At 65.2% G+C, this 26,557-nt stretch carries 29 protein-coding genes; 20 read left to right on the forward strand and 9 right to left on the reverse strand.

The genetic code is table 11. The annotated features are described in order from the left end of the window. Position 1: 1 nt before the first annotated feature. The gene (locus AB1411_10810; protein ID MEW6544088.1) at positions 2 to 445 is read left to right on the forward strand and encodes an energy transducer TonB; all 444 of its coding nucleotides are present in this window, start codon (positions 2 to 4) and stop codon (positions 443 to 445) included. Positions 446 to 474: 29 nt separating this feature from the next. After that, positions 475 to 1,044 carry a phosphatase PAP2 family protein gene (locus AB1411_10815; protein ID MEW6544089.1) on the forward strand — a complete coding sequence of 190 codons (570 nt, stop codon included), beginning with the start codon at positions 475 to 477 and terminating at the stop codon, positions 1,042 to 1,044. On the opposite strand, the gene AB1411_10820 is transcribed toward AB1411_10815, so the two are convergent. The 6 genes from AB1411_10820 to tmk all read right to left on the reverse strand — a co-directional run bounded on the left by AB1411_10820 (position 1,036) and on the right by tmk (position 8,531). Further along, positions 1,036 to 1,764, reverse strand: coding sequence for a class I SAM-dependent methyltransferase (locus AB1411_10820; GenBank protein MEW6544090.1), 729 nt, complete (start codon positions 1,762 to 1,764; stop codon positions 1,036 to 1,038). The two genes, AB1411_10815 and AB1411_10820, sit on opposite strands and share 9 nt — an antisense overlap. Next, entirely contained in the window at positions 1,761 to 3,590 is a 1,830-nt protein-coding gene (gene ftsH, locus AB1411_10825; protein ID MEW6544091.1) for an ATP-dependent zinc metalloprotease FtsH, read from the reverse strand. Before ftsH ends, AB1411_10820 begins: the two co-directional genes overlap by 4 nt. Before the next feature lie 89 nt (positions 3,591 to 3,679). Then, entirely contained in the window at positions 3,680 to 4,591 is a 912-nt protein-coding gene (locus tag AB1411_10830; GenBank protein ID MEW6544092.1) for a hypothetical protein, read from the reverse strand. Continuing rightward, positions 4,588 to 6,546 (reverse strand): methionine--tRNA ligase, encoded by a 1,959-nt coding sequence (metG, locus tag AB1411_10835; GenBank protein MEW6544093.1) that lies wholly within the window; start codon positions 6,544 to 6,546, stop codon positions 4,588 to 4,590. The genes AB1411_10830 and metG overlap by 4 nt, the downstream gene beginning before the upstream one ends. Positions 6,547 to 6,597: 51 nt before the next feature. Beyond that, complete coding sequence (gene holB, locus AB1411_10840) at positions 6,598 to 7,638, reverse strand: DNA polymerase III subunit delta' (protein MEW6544094.1); 1,041 nt, start codon at positions 7,636 to 7,638, stop codon at positions 6,598 to 6,600. Between the two features lie 209 nt (positions 7,639 to 7,847). After that, complete coding sequence (gene tmk, locus AB1411_10845) at positions 7,848 to 8,531, reverse strand: dTMP kinase (protein ID MEW6544095.1); 684 nt, start codon at positions 8,529 to 8,531, stop codon at positions 7,848 to 7,850. Between the two features lie 128 nt (positions 8,532 to 8,659). On the opposite strand from tmk, the gene AB1411_10850 reads away from it, so the two are divergent. The 17 genes from AB1411_10850 to recO all read left to right on the forward strand — a co-directional run bounded on the left by AB1411_10850 (position 8,660) and on the right by recO (position 25,061). Continuing rightward, positions 8,660 to 9,331 carry a DUF502 domain-containing protein gene (locus AB1411_10850; protein ID MEW6544096.1) on the forward strand — a complete coding sequence of 224 codons (672 nt, stop codon included), beginning with the start codon at positions 8,660 to 8,662 and terminating at the stop codon, positions 9,329 to 9,331. Positions 9,332 to 9,366: 35 nt separating this feature from the next. Continuing rightward, entirely contained in the window at positions 9,367 to 10,971 is a 1,605-nt protein-coding gene (glmU, locus tag AB1411_10855; protein ID MEW6544097.1) for a bifunctional UDP-N-acetylglucosamine diphosphorylase/glucosamine-1-phosphate N-acetyltransferase GlmU, read from the forward strand. Between the two features lie 6 nt (positions 10,972 to 10,977). Further along, entirely contained in the window at positions 10,978 to 12,807 is a 1,830-nt protein-coding gene (gene glmS, locus AB1411_10860; GenBank protein MEW6544098.1) for a glutamine--fructose-6-phosphate transaminase (isomerizing), read from the forward strand. A 97-nt stretch (positions 12,808 to 12,904) separates the two neighbouring features. Next, positions 12,905 to 13,204: an Asp-tRNA(Asn)/Glu-tRNA(Gln) amidotransferase subunit GatC gene (gatC, locus tag AB1411_10865; protein MEW6544099.1), complete on the forward strand. Its 300-nt coding sequence runs from the start codon at positions 12,905 to 12,907 to the stop codon at positions 13,202 to 13,204. A 90-nt stretch (positions 13,205 to 13,294) separates the two neighbouring features. Beyond that, positions 13,295 to 13,651 (forward strand): aspartate 1-decarboxylase, encoded by a 357-nt coding sequence (panD, locus tag AB1411_10870; protein ID MEW6544100.1) that lies wholly within the window; start codon positions 13,295 to 13,297, stop codon positions 13,649 to 13,651. A gap of 96 nt (positions 13,652 to 13,747) precedes the next feature. Then, positions 13,748 to 15,214: an Asp-tRNA(Asn)/Glu-tRNA(Gln) amidotransferase subunit GatA gene (gene gatA / locus AB1411_10875; GenBank protein MEW6544101.1), complete on the forward strand. Its 1,467-nt coding sequence runs from the start codon at positions 13,748 to 13,750 to the stop codon at positions 15,212 to 15,214. 122 nt (positions 15,215 to 15,336) lie between these two features. Next, complete coding sequence (locus tag AB1411_10880; GenBank protein MEW6544102.1) at positions 15,337 to 15,744, forward strand: DUF948 domain-containing protein; 408 nt, start codon at positions 15,337 to 15,339, stop codon at positions 15,742 to 15,744. After that, complete coding sequence (locus tag AB1411_10885; protein MEW6544103.1) at positions 15,734 to 16,054, forward strand: YtxH domain-containing protein; 321 nt, start codon at positions 15,734 to 15,736, stop codon at positions 16,052 to 16,054. Before AB1411_10880 ends, AB1411_10885 begins: the two co-directional genes overlap by 11 nt. Next, positions 16,051 to 17,493: an Asp-tRNA(Asn)/Glu-tRNA(Gln) amidotransferase subunit GatB gene (gene gatB / locus AB1411_10890; protein ID MEW6544104.1), complete on the forward strand. Its 1,443-nt coding sequence runs from the start codon at positions 16,051 to 16,053 to the stop codon at positions 17,491 to 17,493. The genes AB1411_10885 and gatB overlap by 4 nt, the downstream gene beginning before the upstream one ends. Further along, positions 17,490 to 18,518, forward strand: coding sequence for a DUF6340 family protein (locus AB1411_10895; protein ID MEW6544105.1), 1,029 nt, complete (start codon positions 17,490 to 17,492; stop codon positions 18,516 to 18,518). The genes gatB and AB1411_10895 overlap by 4 nt, the downstream gene beginning before the upstream one ends. A 57-nt stretch (positions 18,519 to 18,575) precedes the next feature. Further along, complete coding sequence (locus AB1411_10900) at positions 18,576 to 18,797, forward strand: hypothetical protein (protein MEW6544106.1); 222 nt, start codon at positions 18,576 to 18,578, stop codon at positions 18,795 to 18,797. A 323-nt stretch (positions 18,798 to 19,120) separates the two neighbouring features. Beyond that, complete coding sequence (gene eno / locus AB1411_10905; protein ID MEW6544107.1) at positions 19,121 to 20,416, forward strand: phosphopyruvate hydratase; 1,296 nt, start codon at positions 19,121 to 19,123, stop codon at positions 20,414 to 20,416. A 96-nt stretch (positions 20,417 to 20,512) separates the two neighbouring features. Further along, entirely contained in the window at positions 20,513 to 20,800 is a 288-nt protein-coding gene (locus AB1411_10910) for a septum formation initiator family protein (protein MEW6544108.1), read from the forward strand. A 92-nt stretch (positions 20,801 to 20,892) separates the two neighbouring features. Beyond that, complete coding sequence (gene era / locus AB1411_10915; protein ID MEW6544109.1) at positions 20,893 to 21,777, forward strand: GTPase Era; 885 nt, start codon at positions 20,893 to 20,895, stop codon at positions 21,775 to 21,777. 89 nt (positions 21,778 to 21,866) lie between these two features. After that, positions 21,867 to 23,300: a magnesium transporter gene (gene mgtE, locus AB1411_10920; GenBank protein ID MEW6544110.1), complete on the forward strand. Its 1,434-nt coding sequence runs from the start codon at positions 21,867 to 21,869 to the stop codon at positions 23,298 to 23,300. Continuing rightward, positions 23,300 to 24,265, forward strand: coding sequence for a TonB C-terminal domain-containing protein (locus tag AB1411_10925; GenBank protein ID MEW6544111.1), 966 nt, complete (start codon positions 23,300 to 23,302; stop codon positions 24,263 to 24,265). Before mgtE ends, AB1411_10925 begins: the two co-directional genes overlap by 1 nt. A gap of 7 nt (positions 24,266 to 24,272) precedes the next feature. Then, positions 24,273 to 25,061: a DNA repair protein RecO gene (recO, locus tag AB1411_10930; GenBank protein MEW6544112.1), complete on the forward strand. Its 789-nt coding sequence runs from the start codon at positions 24,273 to 24,275 to the stop codon at positions 25,059 to 25,061. 7 nt (positions 25,062 to 25,068) lie between these two features. On the opposite strand, the gene AB1411_10935 is transcribed toward recO, so the two are convergent. The 3 genes from AB1411_10935 to AB1411_10945 are packed head-to-tail and all read right to left on the reverse strand — an operon-like array spanning position 25,069 to position 25,967. Next, complete coding sequence (locus AB1411_10935) at positions 25,069 to 25,425, reverse strand: DUF5615 family PIN-like protein (GenBank protein MEW6544113.1); 357 nt, start codon at positions 25,423 to 25,425, stop codon at positions 25,069 to 25,071. After that, positions 25,422 to 25,697: a DUF433 domain-containing protein gene (locus AB1411_10940; GenBank protein ID MEW6544114.1), complete on the reverse strand. Its 276-nt coding sequence runs from the start codon at positions 25,695 to 25,697 to the stop codon at positions 25,422 to 25,424. The genes AB1411_10935 and AB1411_10940 overlap by 4 nt, the downstream gene beginning before the upstream one ends. A 60-nt stretch (positions 25,698 to 25,757) precedes the next feature. Beyond that, positions 25,758 to 25,967, reverse strand: coding sequence for a hypothetical protein (locus AB1411_10945; protein MEW6544115.1), 210 nt, complete (start codon positions 25,965 to 25,967; stop codon positions 25,758 to 25,760). 235 nt (positions 25,968 to 26,202) lie between these two features. Between AB1411_10945 and AB1411_10950 the strand changes: the two genes are divergently transcribed. Beyond that, positions 26,203 to 26,451, forward strand: a complete 249-nt coding sequence (locus AB1411_10950; GenBank protein MEW6544116.1) for a BglII/BstYI family type II restriction endonuclease — start codon at positions 26,203 to 26,205, stop codon at positions 26,449 to 26,451. Positions 26,452 to 26,557: the final 106 nt, after the last annotated feature.

Here is a 26,557-nt window from a genome sequence, read left to right on the forward strand (position 1 = left end):
CATGCGAAGACTGCTCGGATTCATACCGCTCATCGGCGTGATGGTGCTCTTGTGGCCGGCCTGCAGCGGTGCCGCACAGGGGGACGAGGCCACCCATCAGTCGGACCATGCGGCGGACGCTCCGGACGTCATCCTCCCGGACGTCCACGTCCACGGGGTCCCGCTGAACAGGGACCGGCAGTTGGGGCCGGTGGCCACCTACACGCCCTGGCCTGCCGTTCCGTCTTCGCTCGACGGCCAGCCCCTGGACGACTGGATGAAGGCCAGGATGCTGGTATCCAAGAATGCGCAGGTGACGGTCGTCGTGCTGGAGCCGGCGAAGCACCGGGAGCTGACCATCGCCGGCCTCCAGGCGCTCAACCAGTGGCAGTTCGAGCCGCAATTGAAGGGAGACGAGCCGGTTGACGGGGAACTGACCGTGCGCATCCACTTTCGGACTCGATAACGGCGCGGGCCAAGGGCAGGGGGCTCACACTGGACTGGGATACGACGTTCTTCCTGACGATCAACGGCTTGGCTGAGCGATCGGCCGGAGCGGACTGGATCATGCTGGCGCTCGGCTGGACCACAAGCCTGGCTGTGCCGGGCGCTCTGGCCTTCAGCTATTGGCTCTGGCTGAATCGCCGGGAGGCGCTGATCGGGGGCGTGACGCTGACCGTGCTGGTCGTGCTCGGGGACCTGCTCGGGGCCCAACTCAAGCATCTGGTCGGTCGCGTCCGGCCTTGCCACGTGCTGACCGGCATCCATCAACTGACCGGCTGTGGCGGGACCTTCAGTTTTCCTTCCAACCACGCGCTCAACGTCGCCACCGTCGCCGCGTTCTTCCAAGTCCTGTATCCGGCAACCGGGTGGGTGACCTGGCCGGTCGTGGTCCTGGCCGGGTTCTCGCGGGTCTACGTCGGAGCCCACTACGCGACTGACGTGCTGGGCGGCTGGCTCATCGGGGCCGCGCTGGGAGCGGGGGCGGCGCTCTGGCTGACCCGCTGGCCGGCCTTCCGACCGTTCCAGTCCGGGCTAACAGGATCGGGCCGGTCTCTACGGTAACAGCTCGAATTCCAGGAAATATTGGCGGGGCAGGAAGGCGTGCTCGCGGACCAGACGGTAGCCGGCCTGGCCCATCTCCCGAACCACGGTCTCCCGCGGCACCAAGTGCTGTTTGGGAAAGCCCACGTCGCCCGACCGTTCGTCATGGTAGAAGTCGAGGATCGCGACTCTCCCGCCCTTCCTGAGCGCAGCTTTGACGTTGGCGAAATAAGCCGGCCGGCGGTCCAGGTGGTGATAGACGTTGCAGAGGAAGACCAGGTCCACGGACTCGGCCGGCAGCTTCGGGTCGTCCGGCCGGGCCAGGACGAACTCGGCCGAGTAGGGGACGTGCAGGTGGACAAGACTGTCCTTGACGTAGGCGAGCATCTCCGGCTCGACGTCGATCGCATAGACCTTGCCGGTCTCGGTCACGGCCTCCACGAACCGGCGGGTGAAGTAGCCGGAGCCGGACCCCAGGTCGGCCACGGCCATCCCCGGCCTGAGCGCCAGCGCCTTGATGACCTGGGACGGCTTCTGGTCCTTGTCCCGCTCCGCACGGTCGAGGTGCTCCAGGTAGGCCTTGAGGTCTGAAGGGTTGCGATGACGCCCCTGACCCTCGTGCCCCTGGCCGTGCTGCGCGGTGGCGACGGAGATGGGTCCGCCGACCGCGGCCGTCAGCAGGAGCCCGATGGCCAGGATGAGCGGCGGGCCGGCGATCCGGCCTGGCAGGCGTCGGCTCACGATCGGTCTCCCGTTGCCCTGGCGGCGGAGGCGGCCAGGATCGCCTTCAGCTCCTCGCCCGAGATGGTCTCCTTGCCGAGCAGCACCGTGGCCGCCTCCTTGAGGACGCGCTCCTGCCGGGACAGCAGCGTCTTGACGCGCGCGTACTGCTCGTCGATGATCCGGCGCACTTCGCAGTCGATTTCGCGTGCCGTCTCCTCGCTGTAGTCGCCGGGACCTTCCGGCTGGCCGGTCTGGATGAAGAGAGGCTGGCGGTCCCGCTCGAAGCTGATCTGCCCTAGCTTGTCGCTCATGCCGTAGGCCTTCACCATGCTCTTGGCGATGTCGGTCGCCTTGAGCAGGTCGTCCTGCGCGCCGGTCGAGACCTCCCGGTAGACGATCTCCTCCGCCACGCGCCCCCCCAGCAGCACGGCGATCTTGTTTTCCAGCTCCGACTTAGTCATCAGGAACCGGTCCTCGGTCGGGAGCTGGATCGTGTAGCCGAGCGCGGCGATCCCGCGCGGGATGATCGAGATCTTCTGCACCGTGTCGGCGCCCGGGATGGAGAGGGCGACCATGGCGTGGCCGATCTCGTGGTGGGCGACCCGCTCCTTTTCCTTCGGGTTCAGGACCCGGTTCTTCTTCTCCAGCCCGGCGATGACCCGCTCGACCGCCTCCTGCAGCTCCGCCAGGCCGACTTGGTCCTTGCCGCGCCGCACCGCGAGCAGCGCCCCCTCGTTGATCACGTTCGCCAGGTCGGCGCCGACGAAGCCCGGGGTGATGGCGGCAATGACCTCCAGATCGGCCTCGGAGGCCAGCGAGACTCCGCGTGCGTGCACCTTCAGGATCGCCAGCCGGCCGGCCTTGTCCGGCCGGTCCACGAGCACGTGCCGGTCGAACCGGCCGGCGCGGAGCAGGGCCGGATCCAGGATCTCCGGCCGGTTCGTGGCGGCCATGAGGATCACGCCGGCCCGCGGGTCGAACCCGTCCATCTCGACCAGCAGTTGGTTCAGGGTCTGTTCCCGCTCCTCGTGGGCCATGGGCCCGATGCCGCGGGCCTTGCCGAGCGCGTCCAGCTCGTCAATGAAGATGATGCAGGGGGCCTTCTCCTTGGCCTGAACGAACAGGTCGCGCACGCGCGCCGCGCCCACCCCGACGAACATCTCGACGAACTCGGACCCGCTGATCGAGAAGAACGGAACGCCCGCCTCGCCGGCCACGGCTCGGGCGAGCAGGGTCTTGCCCGTGCCGGGCGGGCCGACGAGGAGAATGCCTTTCGGGATCTTTCCTCCCAGCCGGCCGAACTTCTCGGGGGTCTTCAGGAACTCGATGACTTCCTGGAGCTCCTCCTTCGCCTCGTCCACGCCGGCCACGTCCGCGAAGCTGACCTTGACCTCCTTCTCCATGTAGATTTTGGCCTTGCTCCGGCCGACCGTCATGAAGCCGCCCTGGCCCTGGCCCATGCGGCGCAGGAGAAAGAGCCAGACGGCGAAGAACAGCGCGATCGGGACGATCCAGGACAGGATGTCACGGAGGAAGGTGCTCTCGACGACGCCGGTCACTTTGACGTGGCGGGCCTCCAGCTCCCGGATCAGGTCAGGATCCTCCACGCGCACCGTGTCGAAGACCCGGCCCTCCTTGGAGTCAGCCGGCTTCATACGGCCGTGGATGACGCTGCTCGAGACGGCGACCTCCTCGACCTTGTCCGCCGCGACCGCGGCCTTGAACTCGCTGTAGGGGATCTCGGTCGGGTTGAAATAGGGGGCCACGAAGATCTGGAAGAGCATCAGGGCCCAGAGGGCGATGAAGACGTACCAGATGGAGAACTGTTTCTGCTTGGGGTCCATGGTTTTAAGAAACGGTGACGCGTGACGAGTGACAAGCGCGGAGAATGATCCGGGCGGTCCTGGCCTCGTCACCTGTCACGTGTCACCCGTCACGGTTGACTGCGCGGCCTCAGCCGTTCCGAGAGCACTGGATAGGTCGCCTCGCCCATGCCGAAGTTGCCGGCGGCTCCGTCGGCTGCGATGACCCGGAGTTCGACCCCGTTGGGAGCCTCAGCCGGCGTGGGCACGAAGAACGGGGCCTCGAAGCTGCTCCGCTCGCCCGAATAGAACATCTGCAGCCGCTCGACCACGCGCTCGCCGATCAGGACGTCGGCGTAGATCTGGACTTTGCGTGAGTCCCAGTCCCCGTGGGGGCGGAGCGGGGCTCCGGAGAGCGTGCGCACCGAGGCCCGCAGGGTCACGTCCTCCTTTGCAATCAGGGATTCGCCCGGCGCCGGGTGCTCGATCTGGACGATGAAGCCGTAGAGGTGCAGGACGACACCGTCGTTCGTCAGGTCCTGCCCGGGGATCAGCAGCACGGTCTTGCTGGCCCGCTGGATCGCGCCGGGAAAGGCCAGGGGCCCTTGCGCGGTGATCTCGACGAGGGTGGGCCGCTCCAGTTCAAGGGTCGCGCGGAAGGAGGCGGAAGGTCGAGAGGAATAGTGGGGCTCCTCCATGAGGCGCGGCGTCCGCATGATCTGGTTCTGGTCGCCGGTTTCCCCATGCTGGAGCCCGGAGGCCAGCAGACGGCCGGTGGCCACGTCGGTGATCGTCACGCGGGCGCCGCCCACCGCGTCGCCCAGGACCATCGCCCCGTGCGCCACCACGCGCACCATCACGTCCGTGGCAACGGGACCGGCAGTCGGCTCGGGAACCGGCGGGACGTTCGGGTGGTGGGGGCGGACCGGCTCGGCGGCCCAGGCGGGGATGGCGGAGCACAGCAGGAGCAGCCACGCAACGGACCAGACCGGCAACGCTGCAGCATCCCAAGCGATCATGTTCGCCGCTCGAGCGCGGGTCATTTCACCTTCGTGCCCGGATCCACGTCTTCCAGGATCGTGACCAGGCCGGCGACCTCCTTGTCGCCCGCCGCCAGGACCATGCCCTGCGATTCCACGCCCATCAATTTGGCGGGCTTGAGGTTGGCCACGATGACGATCGTCTTGCCGATGAGCGTGTCCGGCTCGTACCTCTTGCCGATGCCGGCCACGATCTGACGCTGCTCCCCTCCCAGGTCCACCTGGAGCTTGAGCAGCTTCTCGGATTTGGGCACCCGCTCGGCGCTGAGCACCTTGGCCGCCTTGAGCTGAATTTTCTGGAATTCCTCGATCGTGATCTGGGCGGGAGCTTGACTGCTCGGAGCGGCCGTGCCCGGTTGCTGGATGGTTAGATTCTCACTCACGCGTACATCTCCTTGTGACTTGGTCGTGTCAATCCTTGGGAAGAGCGGGGCACCCTTGAGTATCTCCACGCCAGGGACAAGCGCATCCTTCTCAAGTTTCCTGCCTTTAAGACGAGGGTTCAGGCCCAGTTGTCGAGCCACCTCTACGGCTGTTTGCGGCATGAATGGGTAGAGGACTGGAACAAGAGACTCGATCGCCTGTGCCACACGATATAACACGTTGTGCAGTCGGCCCCTGTCCTCCGCCTTTTTGGCCAGCACCCAGGGGGCCGTCTTGTCAATGTACTGGTCGCACCGCTGGATTAACTCCCAGATCGCCTCAAGCGCCCGATTGAAGCGAAGGTCTCGTATGTCGCTCATCGCCAAAGCGGTTAATTCCCCAGTTTTCTTAGCCAATTGGGTGTCCAAGTCTCCTTGGATTGCGTTCGTCGAAGGCGGGACCTTGCCGTTGGCAAACCGCTCAATCATGGTGAGGGTACGGCTCAAGAGGTTGCCGAGACCGTCGGCCAGTTCGCTGTTGATGCGTCCGATCATGGCCCGACGCGAAAAATCTCCGTCCTGTCCGAACGGGATCTCGCGCATGAGAAAATATCGGAAGGCATCGGCGCCGAACTCATCGATGATGACGTTCGGATCGACGACATTTCCACGGCTCTTGGACATCTTCTCGCCGTTCACGGTCCACCAGCCGTGGGCGAAGATGGTCTGGGGCAGCGGGAGTCCGAGCGCCATCAGCATCGTGGACCAGTAGACCGCGTGGGTGGTGAGGATGTCCTTCCCGACCAGATGGATCGTGGCGGGCCAGAAACGCGAGCCGTTCCCCTCCTTGACCAGGTACTCCAGCGCCGAAATGTAATTCACCAGGGCATCGAACCAGACGTAGGTCACGTAGTTTGGATCAAAGGGCAGTTCGATGCCCCAGGACAGACGAGACTTAGGGCGCGAAATGGACAGATCTTCCAAGCGCCGCTTCTCAAGAAAGCTAAATACTTCGTTGAAGCGCGACGGTGGCCGGATGAAGGCTGTCGGAGTCTCAGCCAATCCAGGGTGATCCTTCATATGGCGGAGAAGGTCATTCTGGAACTCGCTCATCCGGAAAAAGTAGTTGCGCTCGCTGAGTCGCTCAACCGGCCGCTTGCAGTCCGGGCAGAGCCCCTCGATCACGTCTTTTTCGGTCCAGAACCGCTCGTCGAACGTGCAATACCACCCGGTATAGTCAGCCTTGTAGATCAATCGCTTATCGAATAGTTCTTGAAGTTTACTCTGAACAACGGTCTTGTGCTGTCGGTCGGTCGTGCGGATGAACGCGTCGTAAGATATGTCTAGCCGTTTCCAGAGTTCCTTGAAGCGCAGCACCATGCCGTCGCAGTACAATTGCGGGTCAATGCCGGCCTTGGCCGCTGCCTGTTGCACCTTCTGCCCATGCTCGTCCACGCCTGTCAGAAAAAAGACCTCGGAGGTCGAGAACTGGCTATAGTAGCGCGCGAGCACGTCGGCCGCGATGGTCGTGTAGGCGTGGCCGATGTGCGGCACGTCGTTGACGTAGTAGATGGGCGTCGTGATGTATGTTCCCATAGCACGCTAAAGATAGCAGGTCACAGGCTGACAATACCAGGGGAACGGGATCTACATCGAGTCTCGGGCCTCGTGCCCCGCGCCCGTTGTTACGACCGATTCCCGCAGGCGCAGGAGCACGTTCTCCAGCGCCATCTGCTGGTTCAGGTTGCGGTTCGCGTCGCGCTCGATCGCCTGCAGTTCCTCCAACAGGCTGACGAGCGGCTCAAGCCGGAGGGAGCGGGCCGTCTGTCGCAGCTCGGGGAGCCGGTCCAGGTTCAGCACCAGGTCTGGATCGGCGTCCACGTGGACCAACAGGAGGTCGCGGGCCCACCGGCCGACCCACTCCAGCGCCTCTTTGGCCCGATCGGCCTTGGAGAGGGTCTCGGCCGCGGTGAGCAGCGAACCGGCCGATCGCAAGGATTCGGGAGCCGCGAGACGGCAGAACTCGTCTCGTTGAGCCCGGATCGCGGCCAGGTCGGCTGTCAGAGCCTGTCCGATCCGGCCCTGCGTGGCCAAAGCCAGAAAGCGGGCGTCGTCGGGCGGGAGGGCCCGATGGGTGATCAGCGCGGCTTCGACCTGGGTGTGGGCCGGAGGGACGAAGCGGATGCGCTGGCACCGGGACCGGACCGTCGCCGGCAGCGCCGCGGGCCTGCTGCTGACCAGGATGAACAGGCTGTGGGCGGTCGGCTCCTCCAACGTCTTGAGCAGGGCGTTGGCTGCGCCCTGCGTCATCCGGTCCGCCTCGTCGATCACGCAGACCTTGAGCCGGCCGACCAGAGGCCGGTAGACGATCTGCGGCTCCAGCTCGCGAATCCGTTCGATCTTGATCTGGGGATTGGCCTGCTCCCGGTCCGGCTCGATCAGCAACAGGTCCGGGTGAGTGAAGCTCTCGGTCTGTCGGCAGGACCGGCAGGTCCCGCAAGCGTCCAGACCCTCGGGGCCGTACTCGGTCTCGCAGTTGACGGCCTGGGCGAACCGGACGGCGGCCAGCCGCTTGCCGATCCGGTCCTCCCCGTGGAAGAGGTAGGCGTGGGCCACCCGGTCGTGCCGGAGGGCGGCGCGCAGGATGGCCTTGGGTCGCTCGTGGCCGATGAGGTCGCGGAACGGCATGATTCCTAGCAGGCTGTTGAAAAACCGTTTTTCTACCTCAGCACACGGCACGTTATGAGACCGCGAATGCGGTCAGGGGACGCCACAGGATGTTCAAAAAGGCCGTCCAGCGCGGCCGCAGCCAGCGAGGAGGCGAGGCGTACTCTTTCCGGTACGTTGAGCCTCTGAGCGCTGCGAGAACAAAGCTGGCGGACTTTTTCAACATCCTGCTAGGAGAACTTGACGGCTGTGCGCCGCCTGGACAGGAGCGAGCGTACGATCACGCCGACCTTGTCCGCGATCTTGTCGGGAGCCGGGCGGCCGTCCAGCACGGTAATCCGGCGGGGTTCCTTCGCCGCCAATGACAGGAAGCCGCGGCGGACCCGCTCATGGAACCGCCTGGCCTCCCGATCCATCCGGTTCAGTTCGCCCTCCCGGCGGCGCCGGGCCAGCCCGGCGGGCACGGCGATGTCGAAGAGCAGGGTCAGGTCGGGCGTCAGTCCCTTGGTCGCCACCCGATTCATGCGGCGCAGAGTCCGCAAATCCAGCCCGCGGCCGTACCCCTGATAGGCCAGGGTGGAATCGGAGAACCGGTCGCAGAGGACCACGGCACCCTGTCTGAGAGCCGGCTCGATCACGTGGGTCACGTGCTGCCGGCGGCAGGCGAGAATCAAGAGCGCTTCGCATTCCGGCGTCATCGTTTCTGCAGCCGGTGCCTCGCCTGACGGATTCAGCAGGATCTCTCTGATGCGCTCGGCGAGGGGCGTGCCGCCCGGCTCACGGGTCTCGACGACCCGGTAGCCCCGTTCCCGGAGAAGCTTCGCCAGCCGATGGAGCTGGGTGGTCTTTCCGCTTCCCTCGATCCCCTCCACGGTGATCAGAATGCCTCGCTTCCGTCTCCTCTTGATGCCCATCATCCTCTCTCAAAATCGGGTCGGCAGTAGGAGAGGCATAGTAATCCAAGTCATTGAAATTCTCAATAAAAGGCTTGCGGGCACCCGGTTGAAGCCTGTATGATGAGCCCGCGAGGAGCGCCCGCCCGGTGAAAACACTCCGTGCCTCACTGAAACGCTATTTCCTGACGGGCTTGCTCGTCATCACCCCCATTTGGGGGACGGTACTGATCCTCAAGACGCTGTTCGTCAGCGTGGACAACATCCTGGGGGACGCGCTGGCTCGGCTGGTCATCCCGGACTACTACGTGCCCGGGCTGGGTATCCTGACCCTCCTCCTGCTGATCTTCGCCACGGGGCTCCTGACCACCAACTTCATCGGCGGGCAGATCGTGAAGCGCTGGGAGGAGCTCCTCCACCGGGTGCCGGTCGTGCGGGGGATCTATGCGACGCTGAAATCCATGATGGACATCCTGTCCTTCAAGGAGAGGGGAAAATACAACCGGGTCGTCCTGATCCAGTTTCCCAAGAACGGGCACTACTGCTTCGCCTTCGTGACCGGCATGATGCCGGGTGAGGTGCAGGAGATCGCGCAGGAGCCGCTCCTGAACGTCTACGTGCCCACGTCTCCCAATCCCACCTCCGGGTATTTCCTGCTCGTGCCGGAGAAGGAGGTGGTTCCGCTGGACATGAGCGTGGACGAGGCGATGAAACTGATCGTCTCGGGCGGCCTGTATACGCCTCCGGCGTCCGTTTCGGCGCAGGATCGGCCGGCCGGGGCCGCGGCCGAGCGGGCCGGCGTGGAGGCGCCCATCGTATGAACGGGCCGACCGCCGCATCGGGCCACGGATCGCGCATCAAGGGTCTGGGCGCGATCGTGATGGCTGCGGGGCTGGGCAAGCGGATGAAGTCCAAGCTCGTCAAGGTCCTGCACCCCGTCGCCGGTCGTCCGATGGTGCTCTACACGGTGGAGCTCGCCGACCGGCTGGCCGGCGCGGGTGTGGCGGTGGTCGTCGGGTACCAAGGCGAGCAGGTCAAGGCGGCAGTCGAGGCGCACTGGGCAACCCACGGCCGGCCCCCCCTCCTCTTCGCCGAGCAGACCGAGCAGTTGGGAACCGGCCATGCAGTGAGGCAGGCGCGGGAGGCCTTCGCCCGGGCGGGCGGAGGACCGGCGGCCCGGTACGTGATCCTCAGCGGGGACACTCCGCTCCTGTGCGAAGCGACCGTGCGGGAGTTGCTGCTGGTCCATCAGCGCGAGCGGGCCACGGTCACGGTGCTGACCGCGATCCTCGAGGATCCGAGCGGATACGGGCGGGTCGTGCGGAGCGGCCAGGGAGGCCGGCGAGTCCTGAAGATCGTCGAGGATCGCGACGCCACCGTCGAAGAGCAACGGCTCCGCGAGATCAACGTCGGCACGTACGTCGTCGAAGGTCCGTTCCTGTTCGAAGCGCTGGACAAGCTGGAGCCGCAGAACGCGCAAAAGGAATATTACCTGACCGACATCATCGCACTGGCGGTCGAGCGGGGGCTCCCGGTCTCGGCGGTCACCGCGCGGGATGCCGGCGAAGTGCTCGGCGTCAACAGCCGCCGGCAGTTGGCAGAGGCGGAGCGGGTGGTTCGCGGGCAGATCTGCGCCCGCTGGATGGACGAGGGCGTGACGATGCGCGATCCGGCCACGACCGTCATCGATGCGGACGTGACGATCGGGCGGGACACGGTCCTGTACCCGTACGTGACCCTGGAGGGCCGGACCGTGATCGGGGAGGACTGCGTCGTCCGGTCCCACAGCCGGATCACCGGCAGTACCCTCGGCCACCGGGTCCTGGTCCAGGATTCCTGCGTGCTGCGGGAGGCGAAGCTGGAGGACGACACGACGGTGGGGCCCTTCGCCCATCTGCGCCCCGGGTCGGTGCTGCGGCGGGCGGCGAAGGTCGGCAATTTCGTCGAGATGAAGAAAGCCGACCTGGGTGAGGGCTCCAAGGCCAATCACCTCACGTATCTGGGCGACGCCCGGATCGGTCGGAAAGTCAACATCGGCGCGGGCACCATCACGTGCAACTACGACGGGATACGCAAGTCGGAAACGATCATCGAGGACGAGGTCTTCGTCGGGAGCGACACCCAATTCATCGCGCCGGTCACGGTGGGGCGGGGTGCGATCGTGGCGGCCGGGTCCACGATCACGAACGAGGTGCCGCCGGACGCGCTGGCGATCGCCCGGGCGACCCAGGTGAACCGGCCGGGGTGGGCGGCGCGGCGGCGCGCATTGTCGTCCGGCGTGAAGCGTGAGGGGGCGCCCGTTGCTCCGGGAGTGCAACGGGCGCCCGACGTGAAGCGTGGCGCGACCGCCGATCCTCTCACGTCTCACGCCTCACGTCTCACGAAAGGACGGTCATCGAACTCCGCAGAGAAAGTAGTCCCCGCGAAGCGGTCAGGGATCAAGAAAGGGGCGAAGGGCTGAAAGAACATGTGCGGGATCATCGGATACGTCGGGCGTCGGCAGGCCGTGCCGATCCTGCTGGAGGGGCTGCGACGGCTGGAGTACCGGGGGTACGATTCAGCCGGCCTCGCGGTGCTGCAGAAGGGCCGGATCGAGGTGCGGCGCAGCGTGGGCAAGCTGGTCAATCTCGAGAAGGCCGTGGCCGCACAAGGATTGTCCGGCACGGTCGGAATCGGCCACACCCGCTGGGCCACGCACGGCAAGCCTTCCGAGCAGAACGCCCATCCGCACCGTTCCGGCGAATGCGTGCTGGTTCACAACGGTATCATCGAGAACTACCTGCCTCTCAAGCAGCAGCTCCAGCAGGAGGGCTATCGCTTCGAGTCCGAGACCGACACGGAGGTGATCGCCCACCTGGTCAGCCGGCACATGAAACGCGGGATGGGGCTTGCCGACGCCGTCCGCACCGCGGCTGGCGAGGTCAAAGGGAGCTACGCGATTGCGGTGATCTGCGAGAGCGAGCCGGACAAGCTGGTCGCCGCCCGCTCCGGCTGCCCGCTGGTGGTCGGCCGGACGAACGACGCGGTCCTGGTGGCCTCGGACGTGATGGCGATGCTGGAGCACACGAGGGACGTGACCTATCTGGAGGAGGGCGACATCGCCGAGGCGACGGCCGGCGATGTCCGGATCACCGGCGCCGACGGCCGGCTCGTCGCGAGGCCCGTGACCCGGATCACCTGGGACGCGGCGGCGGCGGAGAAGGGCGGGTACCGGCATTTCATGTTGAAGGAGATCCACGAGCAGCCCCAGGCGATCCGCGACACGATCCGGGGCCGCTACAGCTTCGAGACCGGGGAGGCGGACCTGCCGGACATCGGCCTGACCCGCGAGCAGTTCGCGGAGATCGGGCGGATCTGGATCGTGGCCTGCGGCACCTCCTGGCACGCGGGGCTCGTGGGCAAGTACCTGTTGGAAGAGTTGGTCCGGACGCCGGTCCAGGTGGACATCGGGTCGGAGTTCCGGTACCGCGATCCGCTCGTGCGCAAGGAGGATCTCTTCATCACGATCTCGCAGTCGGGCGAGACGGCCGACACCCTGGCCGCGGCGCGGGAAGCCAAGAGTAAGGGTGCGCGGGTGGTGTCGATCGTGAACGTCGTGGGGAGCACGCTGGCGCGCGAGTCGGACGGGGTGCTCTACACCCGTTGCGGGCCGGAGATCGGCGTGGCCTCGAGCAAGGCGTTCACCGCCCAGTTGGCGGCGCTCTATCTCCTGGCCCTCCACCTGGCCCGCGTGCGCGGGACGCTCAATGCCAACGACGGCCGGGTCTGGCTGGAGCGGTTCGTGGCGCTGCCGGCGCTGGTCGAGCAGATCCTGGAGCGGGAACCGGAGATCGCGGCCATCGCGAAGCGATTTTACACGAAGCAAAACTTCCTCTACCTCGGACGGGGCATCAATTACCCGATCGCGTTGGAGGGGGCCTTGAAGCTGAAGGAGATTTCCTACATCCACGCCGAGGGGTACGCGGCCGGAGAGATGAAGCACGGTCCGATCGCGCTGATCGACGAGAACATGCCGGTCGTGGTCCTCGTGCCGCAGGACCGGCTGTACGAGAAGACGGTCAGCAACCTGATGGAAGTCAAGGCCCGCAACGCGCCGGTCATCGCGTTCGCGAGCGAGGGGGAACGGGAGCTGGGGAAAGTCGCGGACGTCATCTTCACGGTCCCGAACGTGCCGCCGCTGCTGACCCCCGTCCTCTTTACGGTCGCCTTGCAGTTGCTGGCCTACCACGTCGCCGTGCTGCGGGGAACGGACGTGGACCAGCCGAGGAACCTGGCGAAGAGCGTGACGGTAGAATAAAAACCGTGAGAGGTGAGGCGTGAAACGTGAGACGGAAAGGGCAAGGCCTTTTTCTTGCCTCCTCGCGCCTTACGCGTGACGCCTCGCGATTCTTGAGATGCAAATCAGCAAGCAAGACGTTGAGCACGTGGCGAAGCTGGCCCGGTTGGACATCACCGAGGCCGAGAAGGAGGCTTTCAGCAGGCAGTTGAGCAGCATCCTGAGCTACGTCGAGAAGCTGAAGGCGATCGATACGGAGGGGACCGAGCCGACTGCCACGGTCTTGGAGCAGGTCAACGTGTTCCGCGAGGACGAGGTGCGTCCCTCTCCGTCCGTCGAGCGGGCCCTGGTCAACGCGCCCGAGTCGTTCGAGGGGCACTTTGTCGTGCCGAAGATCATCGAAGAACGCGAGAGGTGAAGGGTGATGCGTGAGGAGCTGGAACTCTTGACGGCCCATGACGCGATACACCCTTCGCCTGTCACCGATCACCCATCACGGAGTGTATAAATGTTTCGACAAATGTTGCGGGCGAAAATTCACCGGGCGACCGTGACGGACGCCAACCTGGAATACGAAGGCAGCCTGACCGTGGACGAGGATCTGCTGGACGCGGCCGGCATCCTGCCCTACGAACTGGTGATGATCTCGAACCTGAACAACGGGGAGCGGTTCACCACCTACGCGATGGCGGGCAAGCGGGGGGGCGGGGAAATCGTGCTGAACGGGCCGACGGCCCGCAAGGCCGTGGTGGGGGACAAGATCATCGTCTTCTGCTACGAGTTCTACAACGAGGACGAGGCCAAGCGGCACAAGCCCCGGATCATCCAGGTGGACGAGCGCAACCGGATCATCAACAAGGGGTGATGGGTGATAGGTGACGGGTGAGGAAGTGGAGCGTCCGACAAACATTTCCCTGAACCGATCACCCGTCACCTGTCACCCGTCACGGTTTCATAGGCCATGTCGCTTCACAAGCTGACGCTCCGCGAGCTCCAGGACAGGTTCACCAAGGGGGAGGTCTCGGCCCGCGACATCGTCTGCGCCTACGGCCTGCGGATCAGGCAGACGGAGCCCAAGGTCCGGGCGTACATCACGCTGACCCAGGATGCCGCCCTGGCTCAGGCCGAGGCGCTGGACCAGCGGCTCAAGGCCTGGCGCAAGACCGTGCCGATGATGGGCATGCCGCTTGCGGTCAAGGACAACATCTGCACGGAGGGGGTTCGGACCACCTGCGCCTCGCGCATCCTGGGCGATTTCGTCCCCCCGTACGATGCAACCGTGATCGCGCGGCTGCGCGAGCGGGGCTACCTGCTCCTCGGCAAGACCAACCTGGACGAGTTCGCGATGGGCTCCTCGACGGAGAACTCGGCCTTCGGCCCCAGCCGCAACCCGTGGGGCTTGAGCCTGGTGCCTGGCGGGTCCAGCGGCGGGTCGGCCGCCGCGGTGGCCGCGGACGCATGTGTGGCGGCCCTGGGATCCGACACGGGCGGGTCCATCCGCCAGCCGGCCGCCTTCTGCGGGGTGGTCGGGCTCAAGCCGACCTACGGCCGCGTCTCGCGCTACGGGCTGGTCGCCTTCGCCTCTTCGCTGGATCAGATCGGGCCGATCACGAAGGAGGTGGCCGACGCGGCGATCCTGATGAACGTGCTCGCCGGGCACGATCCGATGGATGCCACCTCCGCCGACCTCCCGGTTCCCGACTACACCAGGGCGTTGAAGAAGGAGGACTTGAAGAAGCTGAAGGTGGGCGTCCCGCGCGAATTTTTCACCGAGGGGCTGGACCCGGAGGTCGAGCGGGCGGTGATGGCGGCGGTGGAGGAGCTCAAGGCCCTCGGCGGGGAGGTTAAAGACATCAGCCTGCCCATGACGGACGCGGCGGTCGCGACCTACTATCTGATCGCCACGGCCGAAGCCAGCTCGAACCTGGCCCGCTACGACGGGGTGAGGTACGGCCTGCGATCCAAGCAGACCAGAACCCTGCTGGAGCTGTACACGAAGACCAGGCAGGAGGGGTTCGGGCCGGAGGTGAAGCGGCGCATCATGCTGGGCACCTACGCCCTCAGCGCCGGCTACTACGACGCCTACTACGGAAAGGCCCAGGCGGTGCGCACCCTGATCCGGCGGGATTTCGAGGCGGCGTTCCGAGAGGTGGACCTGATCGTGACGCCGGTGACGCCGACCCCCGCCTTCAAGCTCGGGGAAAAAATCGAGGATCCGCTCCAGATGTACCTCTCGGACATCTACACGATCTCAGTGAACCTGGCTGGCAATCCGGCCATCTCGGTGCCCTGCGGGTTCAGCCAGGCCGGGCTCCCGATCGGTCTGCAGCTCATCGGGCGTCCGTTCGAGGAGGAGACGCTCCTGCGCGGGGCCCATGCGTACGAGCAGGCCACCAATTGGCATGCGAGGAGGCCGGCGATCCGGTAAAGACGTGAAACGTGAGAGGTGAAACGTGAACGGTCCGGAAACTAGGGCGATGGAGTGGCGCAGTTCCGTTGCGTCTCACGTTTTACGTCTTACGTCTCACGAGAGATGAGAGGGGGAGGCCTATGGCATTCATCGAGATCGCGGTCCTCTTGATCGCCATCGCCTTTGCCGTGTTGGTCGGGTTTCTGGTTCCCGCGCTGATCGAGGTCAAGAAAACGGTGGCCGAGTCGCATCAATTGCTGGCGCGGATGAACGCCGATCTTCCGTCGCTGATCAAGGAGATGCGGGAAACGACGGAGAACATGAACACGGTGGCCGGGATGGTGAAGGATGGGATGGCCCATGCGTCGGTGCTCCTGCACGCCGTCGGCGACATCGGCGAAACGGTGCAGGAGGTCCACGACACCGTGCGCGGCCAGAGCGGGAGGCTGCTCGTGAACCTGGCCAGCGTCGTGGCCGGGTTCAAAGCGGCCTCGGCGGTGGTGAAAGAACGGATGCACAATGAAGGAGGGGAGTCCAATGGGGGATGATCGGGGGTTTTCACCGGGGGCCGTGGGGCTGGCGTTCCTGACCGGAGCGCTGGTGGGAGCGGCGGTCGCGCTCCTGTTCGCGCCGCAAGCGGGGCGCGAGACGCGGGAGCAGTTGCGGGGCTACGCCCGCCGGGCCGAGGAGAACCTGCAGGAGCTGGCCGGTCAGGCCGGCGAGGCGTTTGACCGGGCGGTGGACAAGGGCCGCGAGTTCGTCCAGCAGAAGAAGTCCGTCCTGACGGAAGCCTTCGAAGCGGGCCGCGAGGCCATGCGACGCGAGCGCGATCGGCTGAGCGGGGAAAAGCAGGCGTGACCCAGGCCTACGAGCCGGTCATCGGGCTGGAAGTCCACGCGCAGTTGCTCACGAAGTCCAAGATGTTCTGCGCGTGCGGGACGGAGTTCGGCCTGCCGGCCAACCAGCAGACCTGCCCGGTCTGCCTGGGAATGCCGGGCACGCTGCCGGTCGTCAACCGGAAGGCCGTCGAGATGGCCGTCCGGACCGGCCTCGCGCTGAACTGCGCGATCCGGTCGAAGAACCGGTTCGCGCGCAAGAATTACTTTTATCCCGACCTGCCCAAGGGCTATCAGATCTCCCAGTACGAGGCGCCGATCTGCGAGCACGGCTGGCTGGAGGTGCAGGTCGGGCCAGGAGAGACGCGGAAGCGGATCCGCATCCGGCGCGCGCACCTGGAGGAGGACGCGGGCAAGAACGTCCACGACGCCGGCGCGGCACGAAGCCTGGTGGATTTGAATCGAGCCGGCACCCCGCTGCTCGAGATCGTGACCGAGCCGGACATGCATTCGCCCGACGAGGTCGTGGCCTACCTCAAGGCCCTGCGCGACATCCTCATGTACCTGGGCGTGTGCGACGGGAACATGGAGCAGGGCAGCCTCCGCTGCGAGCCAAACCTCTCGCTCCGGCCGCTCGGCCAACAGGCTTACGGCACCAAGGTGGAGCTCAAGAACATCAACTCGTTCAAGTTCGTCAAGGACGCGCTGGAGTACGAGATCAAGCGGCAGACCAAGGTGCTCAGCGAGGGCGGCACGATCCAGCAGGAGACGAGGCTGTGGGACACCGAGAAGGGCGTGACGGCTACGATGAGGAGCAAGGAGGAGGCCCACGACTACCGGTACTTCCCTGACCCCGACCTCGTGCCGCTGAGCCTCGCCGACGAGTGGATCGAGGACCTGCGCGCGACCCTGCCGGAACTGCCGGCCGCCAGGCTGAAGCGGTTCGTCACGGACTATGGGCTGCCCGAGTACGATGCGGGAATCCTCACGTCGTCCAGGCCTCTGGCGGACTATTTCGAGGTCTGCGTGAAGCTCTTCAATCAGCCCAAGACCGTCAGCAACTGGGTGATGGGGGAACTGCTTCGGGAATTGAACAACGCTGGCGTCACGGCCGAGGCCTCGTCGGTCAGTCCGGAGGGGTTGGCGAGCCTGCTGCGGCTGGTGGAGCAGGGGACGATCAGCCTGAAGGTGGCGCGGGAGATCTTTCCGGAGGTTTACGCGAGCGGCAAGCCGCCGGAGCAGATCGTCCGAGACAAAGGCCTGACGCAGGTCTCGGACGAGGGGGCGCTGGAAAAGCTCGTTGACGAGGTCATGGCCAAGAATCCCGCGCAGGTGGCCCAGTACCGGAGCGGCAAGGAGGCGGTCTTCGGGTTCTTCGTCGGGCAGGTGATGAAGGCCTCGGGCGGAAAGGCGAATCCGGGGAAGGTGAACGAGTTGCTGAAAAGGAAGTTGACGGGATGAGTGCCGCGCAGCTTGCCGTCGGCTTCGCCGTGCTCGCGATGGTGAACGGCGTCGCTGCCTGCGCGACCCAGCAGTTGAGCTTTACCGTGCTGGCGCCGGCCGAGGTGAATCTGAAAAGTCAGGGAGTGCGCTCCCTGGCCGTTTCGGACTTCACCGGGCCAGAGCAATCGGGGAGAAAAGTGGCCGAACTCTTTACCGCCGACCTTGCCCAAGGGAAGCACTTCAAGCTCGTTGAGCGAGAAAAACTGCTGGCGATGGAGAGGGAGCAAGCCCTGGGCATGATCGGGGTGGTTGATGAACGGATGGCGGCCAAGGCCGGGAAGCTTTTGGGGGTTGATGCGTTGGTCGTGGGGAACGTTTCGGCCTTTTCGGTGGAAGACAAGCCGTATACCAGGACGGTCATGAAGCAGAGGAGGACCGGACAGTATCGAACGGAATGCCGCGGGAACGATTGTTCCAAGGTCGAGATCACGGAAGAAGTGGCCGTTCAGGAGCAACATCACGTTCGCAACGGGACGGTCAGCATCGCCTATCGGGTCATCAAAGCTGAAACGGGGGAAGTGCTGGCTGGGCGGCAGGAGACGGGAAGCTACCATTACGATTCCGGAGCCGGCTCCGGGAGAGAGCTTGGCCGGGAAGAGGTTCTGAGCACGTTGGCCCAGGAAGTGGTGGCCAAGTTGGCCGCCGACATCCAGCCGCACGCTGTCCAGGTCAATCGAGAATTTGAGAACGGCGGATGGCTCTTCGGCGATCCAGCCGTCAAACAGGGAATCGAGTATATCAGGGCAAACAGGCTGGACGACGGCATTCAGCACTGGGAAGCCGTGGTGAAGGAAAACCCCGTGAACGGCTCGGCCTGGTACAACCTTGGGCTTGCCTATGAGATGGCGGGGCATTTCGAGAAGGCGGAGAAGGCTTATCGGACCGCCGAGGGGATTGATCCGAAACCGAGGTACATCCAGGCTGTGTCAGATCTGCACAGGGAAGTCGAGCGGCGGAAGAAGCTGGAGGAGCAGACGAAGTGAGTGAGGGGGCAGAGAAGCGAGCCGAACCCTCATGGGGCTGGCGCTGAGGAGTGCAATATGGCCGCCACGCTATCGCGAATGACGAGGAACGAACTGAAGGAACTGATCGAAGCGACTGTTGAGCGGAAGCTTCGTGATCTGCTCGGAGACCCTGACGAAGGGCTGGCGCTGAAGAAGACGGTCCGAGAGAGGCTTCGGCGACAGAAGCGAGCCGTTGCTGCGGGCCAGCGTGGCGAATTGTTTACAGAGGTGGCCAGGCGTCTTGGCCTCGATTCGTGAACGCGTATGGCATCCGCATTCTGGACACGGCGACCAGCGAATTGGAGCGGCTGGATAAACCCGTCGCTCGGCGGATTGCGGAGCGGATTCGCTGGCTGGCCCAGAATCTCGACGCGAGCCAACCTGAGGCATTGACGAGCGACTGGGCCGGGTTGTTCAAGCTCCGTGTCGGCGATATCGCGTGCTGTATGAAGTGCTCTAGAGGGAGCGCATAATCGTAGTTCACGTGATCGGTCATCGCCGAGAGATTTTACCGTAGACGCAGGCGACGGTAGCTGCTCCCAACGAAGTAGGAAAGTTCGAGTTTCTAGCTGGAGTGACGCATGAGCGCAATTCGGGAGATCAAGGCGAGGCAGATTCTGGATTCGAGGGGGAACCCCACCATCGAGGTGGACGTGCGGCTGGAGAGCGGGGCGTGGGGGCGGGCGGCGGTGCCGTCCGGCGCGTCCACCGGTGAAAAGGAAGCGATCGAGCTGCGCGACGGGGACAAGAAACGCTGGATGGGCAAGGGAGTCTCCAAGGCGGTCGCCAACGTCAGCAAGGGGCTCGCGCCGCGGGTCCTCGGCATGGAGGCGTTGGACCAGGCGGCGGTGGACCGGGCGATGGTCGAGCTGGACGGGACGAAGAACAAGGGCCGGCTCGGCGCGAACGCGATCCTGGGCGTGTCCCTGGCGACGGCGCGCGCCGCCGCGGCGGAGACCGGCCAGCCCTTGTACCGCTACCTGGGGGGCGCGAACGCGCGGGTCCTGCCGGTCCCCCTGATGAACATCATCAACGGCGGCGCGCACGCCGACAACCGCCTGGACCTCCAGGAGTTCATGATCGTGCCGATCGGGGCCAAGCAGTTCAGCGAGGCGCTGCGCATGGCCACCGAGGTGTTCCACACGCTGAAGGCCCTGCTGAAGAAGCGGGGCCTCAACACGGCGGTCGGGGACGAAGGCGGGTTCGCACCCGATCTGGAATCCAACGAGGAGGCCCTCAGCCTGATCGTCGAGGCCGTAGAGACGGCCGGCTACCGACCGGGCCGGGACGTCGCCCTCGCGCTGGACCCGGCGGCCAGCGAGTTCTACGAGAAGGGTCGCTACCGGCTGGAGGCCGAGAAACAGCAAGACCGATCCTCCGAGGAGATGATCACGTATTACGCGCGGCTGGTGGACCGGTATCCGATCCTTTCGATCGAGGACGGGCTGAGCGAGCTGGACTGGAAGGGCTGGCGCATGCTGACCGAGCGGCTGGGCAACCGGGTCCAGCTCGTCGGCGACGACATCTTCGTGACCAACGTCGAGATCTTCGCCGAGGGGATCAAGCAGGGGATCGGCAACTCCATCCTGATCAAACTGAACCAAATCGGGACCCTGACCGAAACGCTGGAGGCCATCGAGCTGGCCAAGCGCTCCGGATACACGGCGGTCGTGTCCCATCGGTCCGGCGAGACGGAAGACACGACGATCGCGGACGTGGCCGTGGCCCTGAACACGGGGCTCATCAAGACCGGCTCCCTGTCGCGGACCGACCGGGTGGCCAAGTACAACCAGCTCCTGCGGATCGAGGAGGAGCTGGGCGCCGAGGCCGTGTATCCGGGGCAGGCCGCCCTTGCGAAGGGCGCCCGGTCGCAGTAAAAAGCAAGGGTCTCGGCTACCGGCTGATCGCCGGATCGCTTTCGATCTATGACCAGGGGCAATCGGAGACGCCAGGGGCTGGAGCGGCGACGGCGGATGACACGCCGGCTCGGCACGGTGGTCGCTCTCGGAGCAGCGGCGATCCTGCTCGGTTCGTTTTTCCTGAGCGAGATGGGACTGCCGAAGTACCTGGAGATGCGCGAACGTGCCCAGCAATTGGGGCAGGAGATCCGGGAGCTTGAACGGGCCAACGCCCAGCTCCGGACGGAGATCGCCCGCCTTCAGCAGGATCCGGCCAGGATCGAGGAGCTGGCCCGCGAACGGCTCGGGTTCGTCAGGAAGGGCGAGACCGTGTACCAAGTCGTAGAAGAAAAGAGCAAATAGCGCATGGCGTATAGCATATGGCAAGAGGTGGATACTGAGGGCTGTCCGGCCATAAGCCATGCGCTATCAGCCATAAGCTCTGTGGCTGTTGTATGAAATCGGGGACGGTAGCCATCGTCGGGCGGCCGAACGTCGGGAAGTCCACGCTCCTGAACGCGCTGCTCAAGGAGAAGATCGCCATCGTCTCGGACAAGCCCCAGACGACGCGCACCAGAGTCCTCGGCGTCGTCCATCTGCCTGACGCTCAGGTCGCGCTCCTCGACACCCCCGGCCTGCACAAGCCGCAGCACCGGCTCAACCGCCGGATGGTCCGCACCGCTTTGGAGACGATGAAGGAAGTGGACCTGTTGTACGTCATGGTGGAAGCCACCAGTCCGCCAGGCCCGGGAGACCGGTTCGTGATCCAGCAGGCCCGCGAAGCGGTCGAAAAGTCCGGGACGCCGACGTTCCTGCTGATCAACAAGGTGGATCTCGTGAGCAAGACCCGAATCCTGCCGCTGATCGAAGCCTACCGCCGGATGCTGGACTGGGCCGAGGTCGTGCCGCTTTCGGCCAAGGACGGCGTGAACGTGGACCGGCTCCTGGAGCTGACCGTCAAGGTCTTGCCGGAGGGAGAGGCGCTCTACGGAGAGGACGTGGTGACCGACCAGCCGATGCGCCAACTGGCCGCCGAGATCATCCGGGAAAAGATCCTCCACAAGACCCGCGAGGAGGTGCCCTATTCGGTGGCGGTGGTGATCGAGCAGTTCACGGAGGAAGACCGGCTCGCGCGCATCAAGGCGGCCATTCTGGTCGAGAAGGAGTCGCAGAAGGCGATCGTCATCGGCAGACAGGGGGAACGGTTGAAGGAGATCGGCACCAAGGCCAGGCTGGACATGGAACGGCTCTTCGGGACGAAGGTGTTCCTGGAGCTCTGGGTCAAGGTGCAGGAAGCCTGGCGGGAAGACGAGCAGGCCCTGACGGAGATGGGCTACTGAGAGTAGGCACGAGACGCGAGGCGACGGGGCTAGAGGCACGGACTCGGAGGGTTTCTTAAGAGCCCCGGACCCCGCGCCTGACGTAAGTTATGCAGCCGACCGAGCGGACCAGACAGACCGAGAAGGACCTCCTCAAGGAGCTGACCAGGGACCCGGGGGCCAAGGGGCAGCCGAAATTCGACCTGGTGCTGGCCTCCTTCCAACGCCTTCTCCGCCGCGGGGCCATCACCAACCTCGGCAAGATGATGGGCCGCATGCACCCGGCCGACGTGGCCAAGGTGATCGCGCACCTGTCCTCGGCCAAGGAGAAGCGCACGGTCTTTGAGCTGGTGCGGGGAGAAGCGGTGCGGGGGCAGGTTCTGAGCGAGCTGGACGCCGACAGCATCCAGCAGGTGCTGGCGGACATGCCGGCGACCGACGTCGCGCCCCTCATGAAGGACCTGCCCACGGACGACAGCGCCTATATCCTGGGCCTCCTGCCGGAGGAACAGGCCAAGGAGATCCTGACGCTGCTGAAGACGGAGGACTCCACCGAGATCGCCGACCTGCTCAAGTACCCCAAGGACACGGCCGGCGCGATCATGACGACGGAGTTCTTCTCGCTGCCGGAGGACGCGACCGCCCAGGAAGCCATCCGGCGCCTGCAGCAGGCGAGTGACGCGGAGATGGTGTTCTACATCTACGTGACCGACAAGGACGACCACCTGGTCGGCGTCCTCTCCCTCCGGCAGCTCCTCACGGTGCCGCCCTCCACGCCGCTCAAGAACATCATGACCACCGACGTGCTCAGCGTGGCCGTGGACATGGACCAGGAAGAGGTGGCGCGCCAGGTGGCGCGGTACAACCTGCTGGCGATCCCCGTCGTCGAGAAGGACAACACGTTGGTGGGCATCGTCACGGTGGACGACGTCGTGGACGTCATCCGCGAGGAGGCCACCGAGGACATGCTGAAGATGGCCGGCGCGACCGAGGAGGACGTGATCCTGAAGGCCTCCAGCCTGGATTCCGCCCGCCGGCGCCTGCCCTGGCTTTTCACCAACCTGGTGGGCAGCCTCGTTTCCGGCTGGGTCCTCTGGCTCTTCCGGTTCACGATTCAGGAGGTCGTCGCGATCGTGAGCTTCATCCCGGTCATCGCCGCGATGGGGGGCAACGTGGGGCTGCAATCCTCCACGCTGATCATCCGGGGGCTGGCCACCGGCGGGATCGAGCTCTCCGACGTGTGGAAGGTCTTCTTCCGCGAAGTCCGGATCGGCCTGCTGCTCGGCGTGGCCTGCGCCGCGCTGCTGACGGCCACGGGCTGGATCTGGCACGGGCGGCCGTTCCTGGGCATGGTCGTGGGGGCCTCGATCATGATCGCGTTCCTGGTCTCCACCAGCATGGCCACGATCATGCCGGTGGTCCTCAAACGGGTCGGCGTGGACCCGGCCGTGGCGGCCGGCCCGTTCGTCACGACCGCCAACGACATCACCGGCATCACCATCTACCTCGCCCTCGCCACGGTCCTGTTGGAATACCTCAAGTGATGGCGGCGGGCCGCACCGCCGCGGTCTGGGTCCTCGCGGGGCTGCTCGGCCTCGCCCCGACCGGGCAGAAGGCCGGAGCTTCGCCGAAAGACCGAGCGCCGGGCGAGCGCACCGTTTCGTTCGCGCTGGACGCGCCGGCCACGGTCGGCGGAGAGGAACGACGCAGGACGACGCTGACCATCTCGTTCACGGGAGAGCGGGACGGGCAGGAGGAGATCGTCGCGCTCGTCGAAGGGACGCTGCTCGCGCGCATGATGGTCCCGATGGAGAGGGGCTCAGGGCCCGCTGCCTGGCAGATCAGCCTCCGGTTGGATCCCCCCGCGGTCCGAAGCGGCCAGGTCCCGGCGGGAGATGCTGCGTCCGGTGACCAGGCTCACCTGTTCCATCGCCTCGACATCTCCTTCGCCAGGATCAAGGGGATGGGGCTGGTCCCGCTCCTCAAGCGCTCGGTCTATCTCAACCTGGAGCCGCGACCGGAGCGGAAACCGGGGAGTCCGCCGAGCGAGTCTCCTCCGACTGAGCCCGAGCCTCCCAAGCCTGCCACGGCCGAACCTTCCGCCGAATCCCCGCCCCTGCCGGGCATCGAGCGGCCTTCGGTCGCCCCGGTCCTGGACGAGGTCGTGGCTGAGACGGAAATCGCCGTGCCCAAACCCAAGCCGGTCAGTCCCGACTATTGGGAGGAGCTGACCCAGCGGATCACGGCCAAGTTCGGGCAGCGGCTGGGCTCCCGTCCGGCGGCTGCACGCCCGCGCGTGCAATTCCGGCTCTACTGGGACGGGGTGCCGCAGGTCATTTTCCTCGAGCGGACTTCTGGCAGTCCCTTGGCGGATCAGGCCGGATTGGACAGTGTCATGGACGCCCAGCCCTTTCCGCCTTTTCCGCCGACCGTGACCGGACCCTTCGTGGACGTGCACGTGGATTTCGCAAAGGCGCCCAAACCCTCACGCCCCCGCGCCAAGCGATGACGAAGCCATGCCGCTGCTGAAGACGCCCGCCGTCACGCTCAAGAGCCGTAAGTGGGGGGAAGCCGACCGGATCGTCACCTTCTACACGCTCCGGTTCGGCAAGCTCCGCGGCGTCGCCCGCGGCGCGAGGCGGGTCAAGAGCCGTTTCGGGAGCGCGCTGGAGCCCTTCGTCCATTGCGACCTCAACCTGTTCGAGAAACCCCACGATCCGCTGCATCGGATCACCCAGGCGGACATCCGGGAGAGCTTCGTCCCGCTTCGCGAGGATCTGGCGCTGATGGCCGGGGCCGCGCGCCTGGCCAACCTCGTGGCCGCGATCACGGCGGAGGGCGATCCGGGACCGCGCATCTTCGACACGCTGTTGGCCGGGCTCCGGGTCCTGCAGGGCGGGGAGGAACCGGGCCTCACGGCGCTCCTGTTTCAGATCAAGCTGCTGGGGCTGACCGGCTTCCGGCCGCAGGTGGACCACTGCGCGGCCTGCGGGGAGCCGGTGGCGCAGGGGCGCGGGACCGGCGGCCGGTTCTCCCCGCAGGCCGGCGGGCTGGTGTGCGAAGCCTGTGCCGGCCGCCATCCGGACCGTTGCCTGCCCCTGTCGTCGGGGAGCCTGGCTTTTCTCCAGCAGGCGCTCCGCTTGCCGCCCTCGGTGGTCACCCGCCTCAAGGCCACCGGCCTCGTCCGCCAGGAGCTGGAACAGGCGCTCGAAGGCTACGTGACCGTCGTCGCCGGCAAGCGCCTCCCGCCCGTGGACTTCCTGGCCGCGGCCGAGCACGAGTCGGCCTACGGTCCGTCCAGGTAAAAGGCTCTCAGATGTAGAGGAGTTGGTTCGCCATCTCCTCGGCCGTGAGCAGGTTGAGGAGCTTTAGGACGCGCTTGGCCAATTCTGACGAAGATGCCCGCCGATTCGCGATGATGATGCCGGCATGGGATCGCTGTTCGGTCAGTGCCGTGCGATGGAGGGACTCGAAGTCGCACCGATTGTGCGTCAGGATCGCGCGCCGTTCATTGGTGGCGAAGGCGAGCTGCGAGGCATCGGACTGGCCGAGGCGGCTCGCATCCCTAGTGGTCAGCACGTCGAACCCGCGGGCGCGCAGGTACTCCCCGACGATGACCGAGACATCTTCGTCGAGATAGAGTCTGATGAGCGGATGATCCGGCGTCACCGCAGACGCGAATCAATCATCTGGTCGGGGACGCGATTACGGAGGATATCGGCGTCAACCTTGTCGCGGTGGTCGAGGTAAAAGCTGAGGGCGTCGAAGACCTGAGCCAGGGTCAAGTGAGGAAGTTGCGTGACAATCTCTTCGGGGGCGACGCCGAATTTCCACATCTCGGCGATAGCCCGGACCGGCGTCCTAGTGCCTTTGATGATGGGGGCGCCATGCAGGATGGCCGAATCGCTGACGATGTAGGGATGAGCCGTCGCGGTCGTCATGCCGCCACCATTCCTCTTGGGGCAGAGGGTACAAAGGGACGTGAGAAAAGTCAATTCGCCTCAGGGCTTCCTTCTGCACGGGGAGCGGGGCAGGGCGGTCTGGCGGAGCAACGCGACCTCGTCGGCGGTGAGCCGGTACGCCTTCAGGATCAACTCGTCCACCTCCCGTTCCAACCGTAGCGCCTCCACCCGATTCGCCCGCAGCCTCGCCGCCTCCTGCTCGAAGGTCTGGCGCAGGTGCTCGAGCGTGGCCGGGGTGGCGCGCTTCAAGCGCTTTCCCAGAGAGTGTCGGCGACTTCGCGGGATGGCCTTCGAGATGTACACACAACATACTGTGGTTGATCTTCCCAAGATATTCTATATGCTGTTGACAGGCCCCTTGAACTTGATTATATATGGCTCCGATATGGTGCTAGAGTGATGCCACTCTGGCGCCATTCCTGACGGATTCTCGAACGTGGCTATGTCGCCGATGGCCTTGGAGCTTTTGCCCGCAAGGGTCAGAATGAAATACGAAGTAGCTGAGCGGCACCACGCTTGCGCCATACTCAAAACGGACTTCCCGAACGAATGGAAAGACTTGCTCGATGCCCTGGATCACATCCGATTGCCAAAAAGCCAGATCCTGACTCCAGGGGGAAGTAAGTCACCGATCAGTCATGCGATCAACGGGTTTTTTGCAAGGCGGGGATGGCAAGAGAGAAGTTTTAAGATTCAGGTCACTGTGGATGATTGTAAGCTCCCCCCAATTTGAGACAAGTCAGAAGGAGAACGTTCTGGCACAATAGCCCCCCTAGCCAGGAGGTTCCCATGCGTCAGTCGAAGTTCACCGAGACCCAGATCGTGGCCATGCTCAAAGA

This window comes from Nitrospirota bacterium, from assembly GCA_040757595.1.
Classification (GTDB): Bacteria; Nitrospirota; Nitrospiria; order Nitrospirales; family Nitrospiraceae; genus JBFLWP01.

Coding starts and splice junctions, on each gene's coding strand:
- AB1411_10810 (MEW6544088.1), top strand. CDS start 2: ATGCGAAGACTGCTCGGATTCATACCGCTCATCGGCGTGATGGTGCTC.
- ftsH (MEW6544091.1), bottom strand. CDS start 3,590: ATGGACCCCAAGCAGAAACAGTTCTCCATCTGGTACGTCTTCATCGCC.
- AB1411_10830 (MEW6544092.1), bottom strand. CDS start 4,591: ATGACCCGCGCTCGAGCGGCGAACATGATCGCTTGGGATGCTGCAGCG.
- metG (MEW6544093.1), bottom strand. CDS start 6,546: ATGGGAACATACATCACGACGCCCATCTACTACGTCAACGACGTGCCG.
- holB (MEW6544094.1), bottom strand. CDS start 7,638: ATGCCGTTCCGCGACCTCATCGGCCACGAGCGACCCAAGGCCATCCTG.
- tmk (MEW6544095.1), bottom strand. CDS start 8,531: ATGGGCATCAAGAGGAGACGGAAGCGAGGCATTCTGATCACCGTGGAG.
- glmS (MEW6544098.1), top strand. CDS start 10,978: ATGTGCGGGATCATCGGATACGTCGGGCGTCGGCAGGCCGTGCCGATC.
- gatC (MEW6544099.1), top strand. CDS start 12,905: ATGCAAATCAGCAAGCAAGACGTTGAGCACGTGGCGAAGCTGGCCCGG.
- panD (MEW6544100.1), top strand. CDS start 13,295: ATGTTTCGACAAATGTTGCGGGCGAAAATTCACCGGGCGACCGTGACG.
- gatA (MEW6544101.1), top strand. CDS start 13,748: ATGTCGCTTCACAAGCTGACGCTCCGCGAGCTCCAGGACAGGTTCACC.
- AB1411_10880 (MEW6544102.1), top strand. CDS start 15,337: ATGGCATTCATCGAGATCGCGGTCCTCTTGATCGCCATCGCCTTTGCC.
- AB1411_10885 (MEW6544103.1), top strand. CDS start 15,734: ATGGGGGATGATCGGGGGTTTTCACCGGGGGCCGTGGGGCTGGCGTTC.
- AB1411_10895 (MEW6544105.1), top strand. CDS start 17,490: ATGAGTGCCGCGCAGCTTGCCGTCGGCTTCGCCGTGCTCGCGATGGTG.
- AB1411_10900 (MEW6544106.1), top strand. CDS start 18,576: ATGGCCGCCACGCTATCGCGAATGACGAGGAACGAACTGAAGGAACTG.
- eno (MEW6544107.1), top strand. CDS start 19,121: ATGAGCGCAATTCGGGAGATCAAGGCGAGGCAGATTCTGGATTCGAGG.
- AB1411_10910 (MEW6544108.1), top strand. CDS start 20,513: ATGACACGCCGGCTCGGCACGGTGGTCGCTCTCGGAGCAGCGGCGATC.
- era (MEW6544109.1), top strand. CDS start 20,893: ATGAAATCGGGGACGGTAGCCATCGTCGGGCGGCCGAACGTCGGGAAG.
- mgtE (MEW6544110.1), top strand. CDS start 21,867: ATGCAGCCGACCGAGCGGACCAGACAGACCGAGAAGGACCTCCTCAAG.
- AB1411_10925 (MEW6544111.1), top strand. CDS start 23,300: ATGGCGGCGGGCCGCACCGCCGCGGTCTGGGTCCTCGCGGGGCTGCTC.
- recO (MEW6544112.1), top strand. CDS start 24,273: ATGCCGCTGCTGAAGACGCCCGCCGTCACGCTCAAGAGCCGTAAGTGG.
- AB1411_10940 (MEW6544114.1), bottom strand. CDS start 25,697: ATGACGACCGCGACGGCTCATCCCTACATCGTCAGCGATTCGGCCATC.
- AB1411_10950 (MEW6544116.1), top strand. CDS start 26,203: ATGAAATACGAAGTAGCTGAGCGGCACCACGCTTGCGCCATACTCAAA.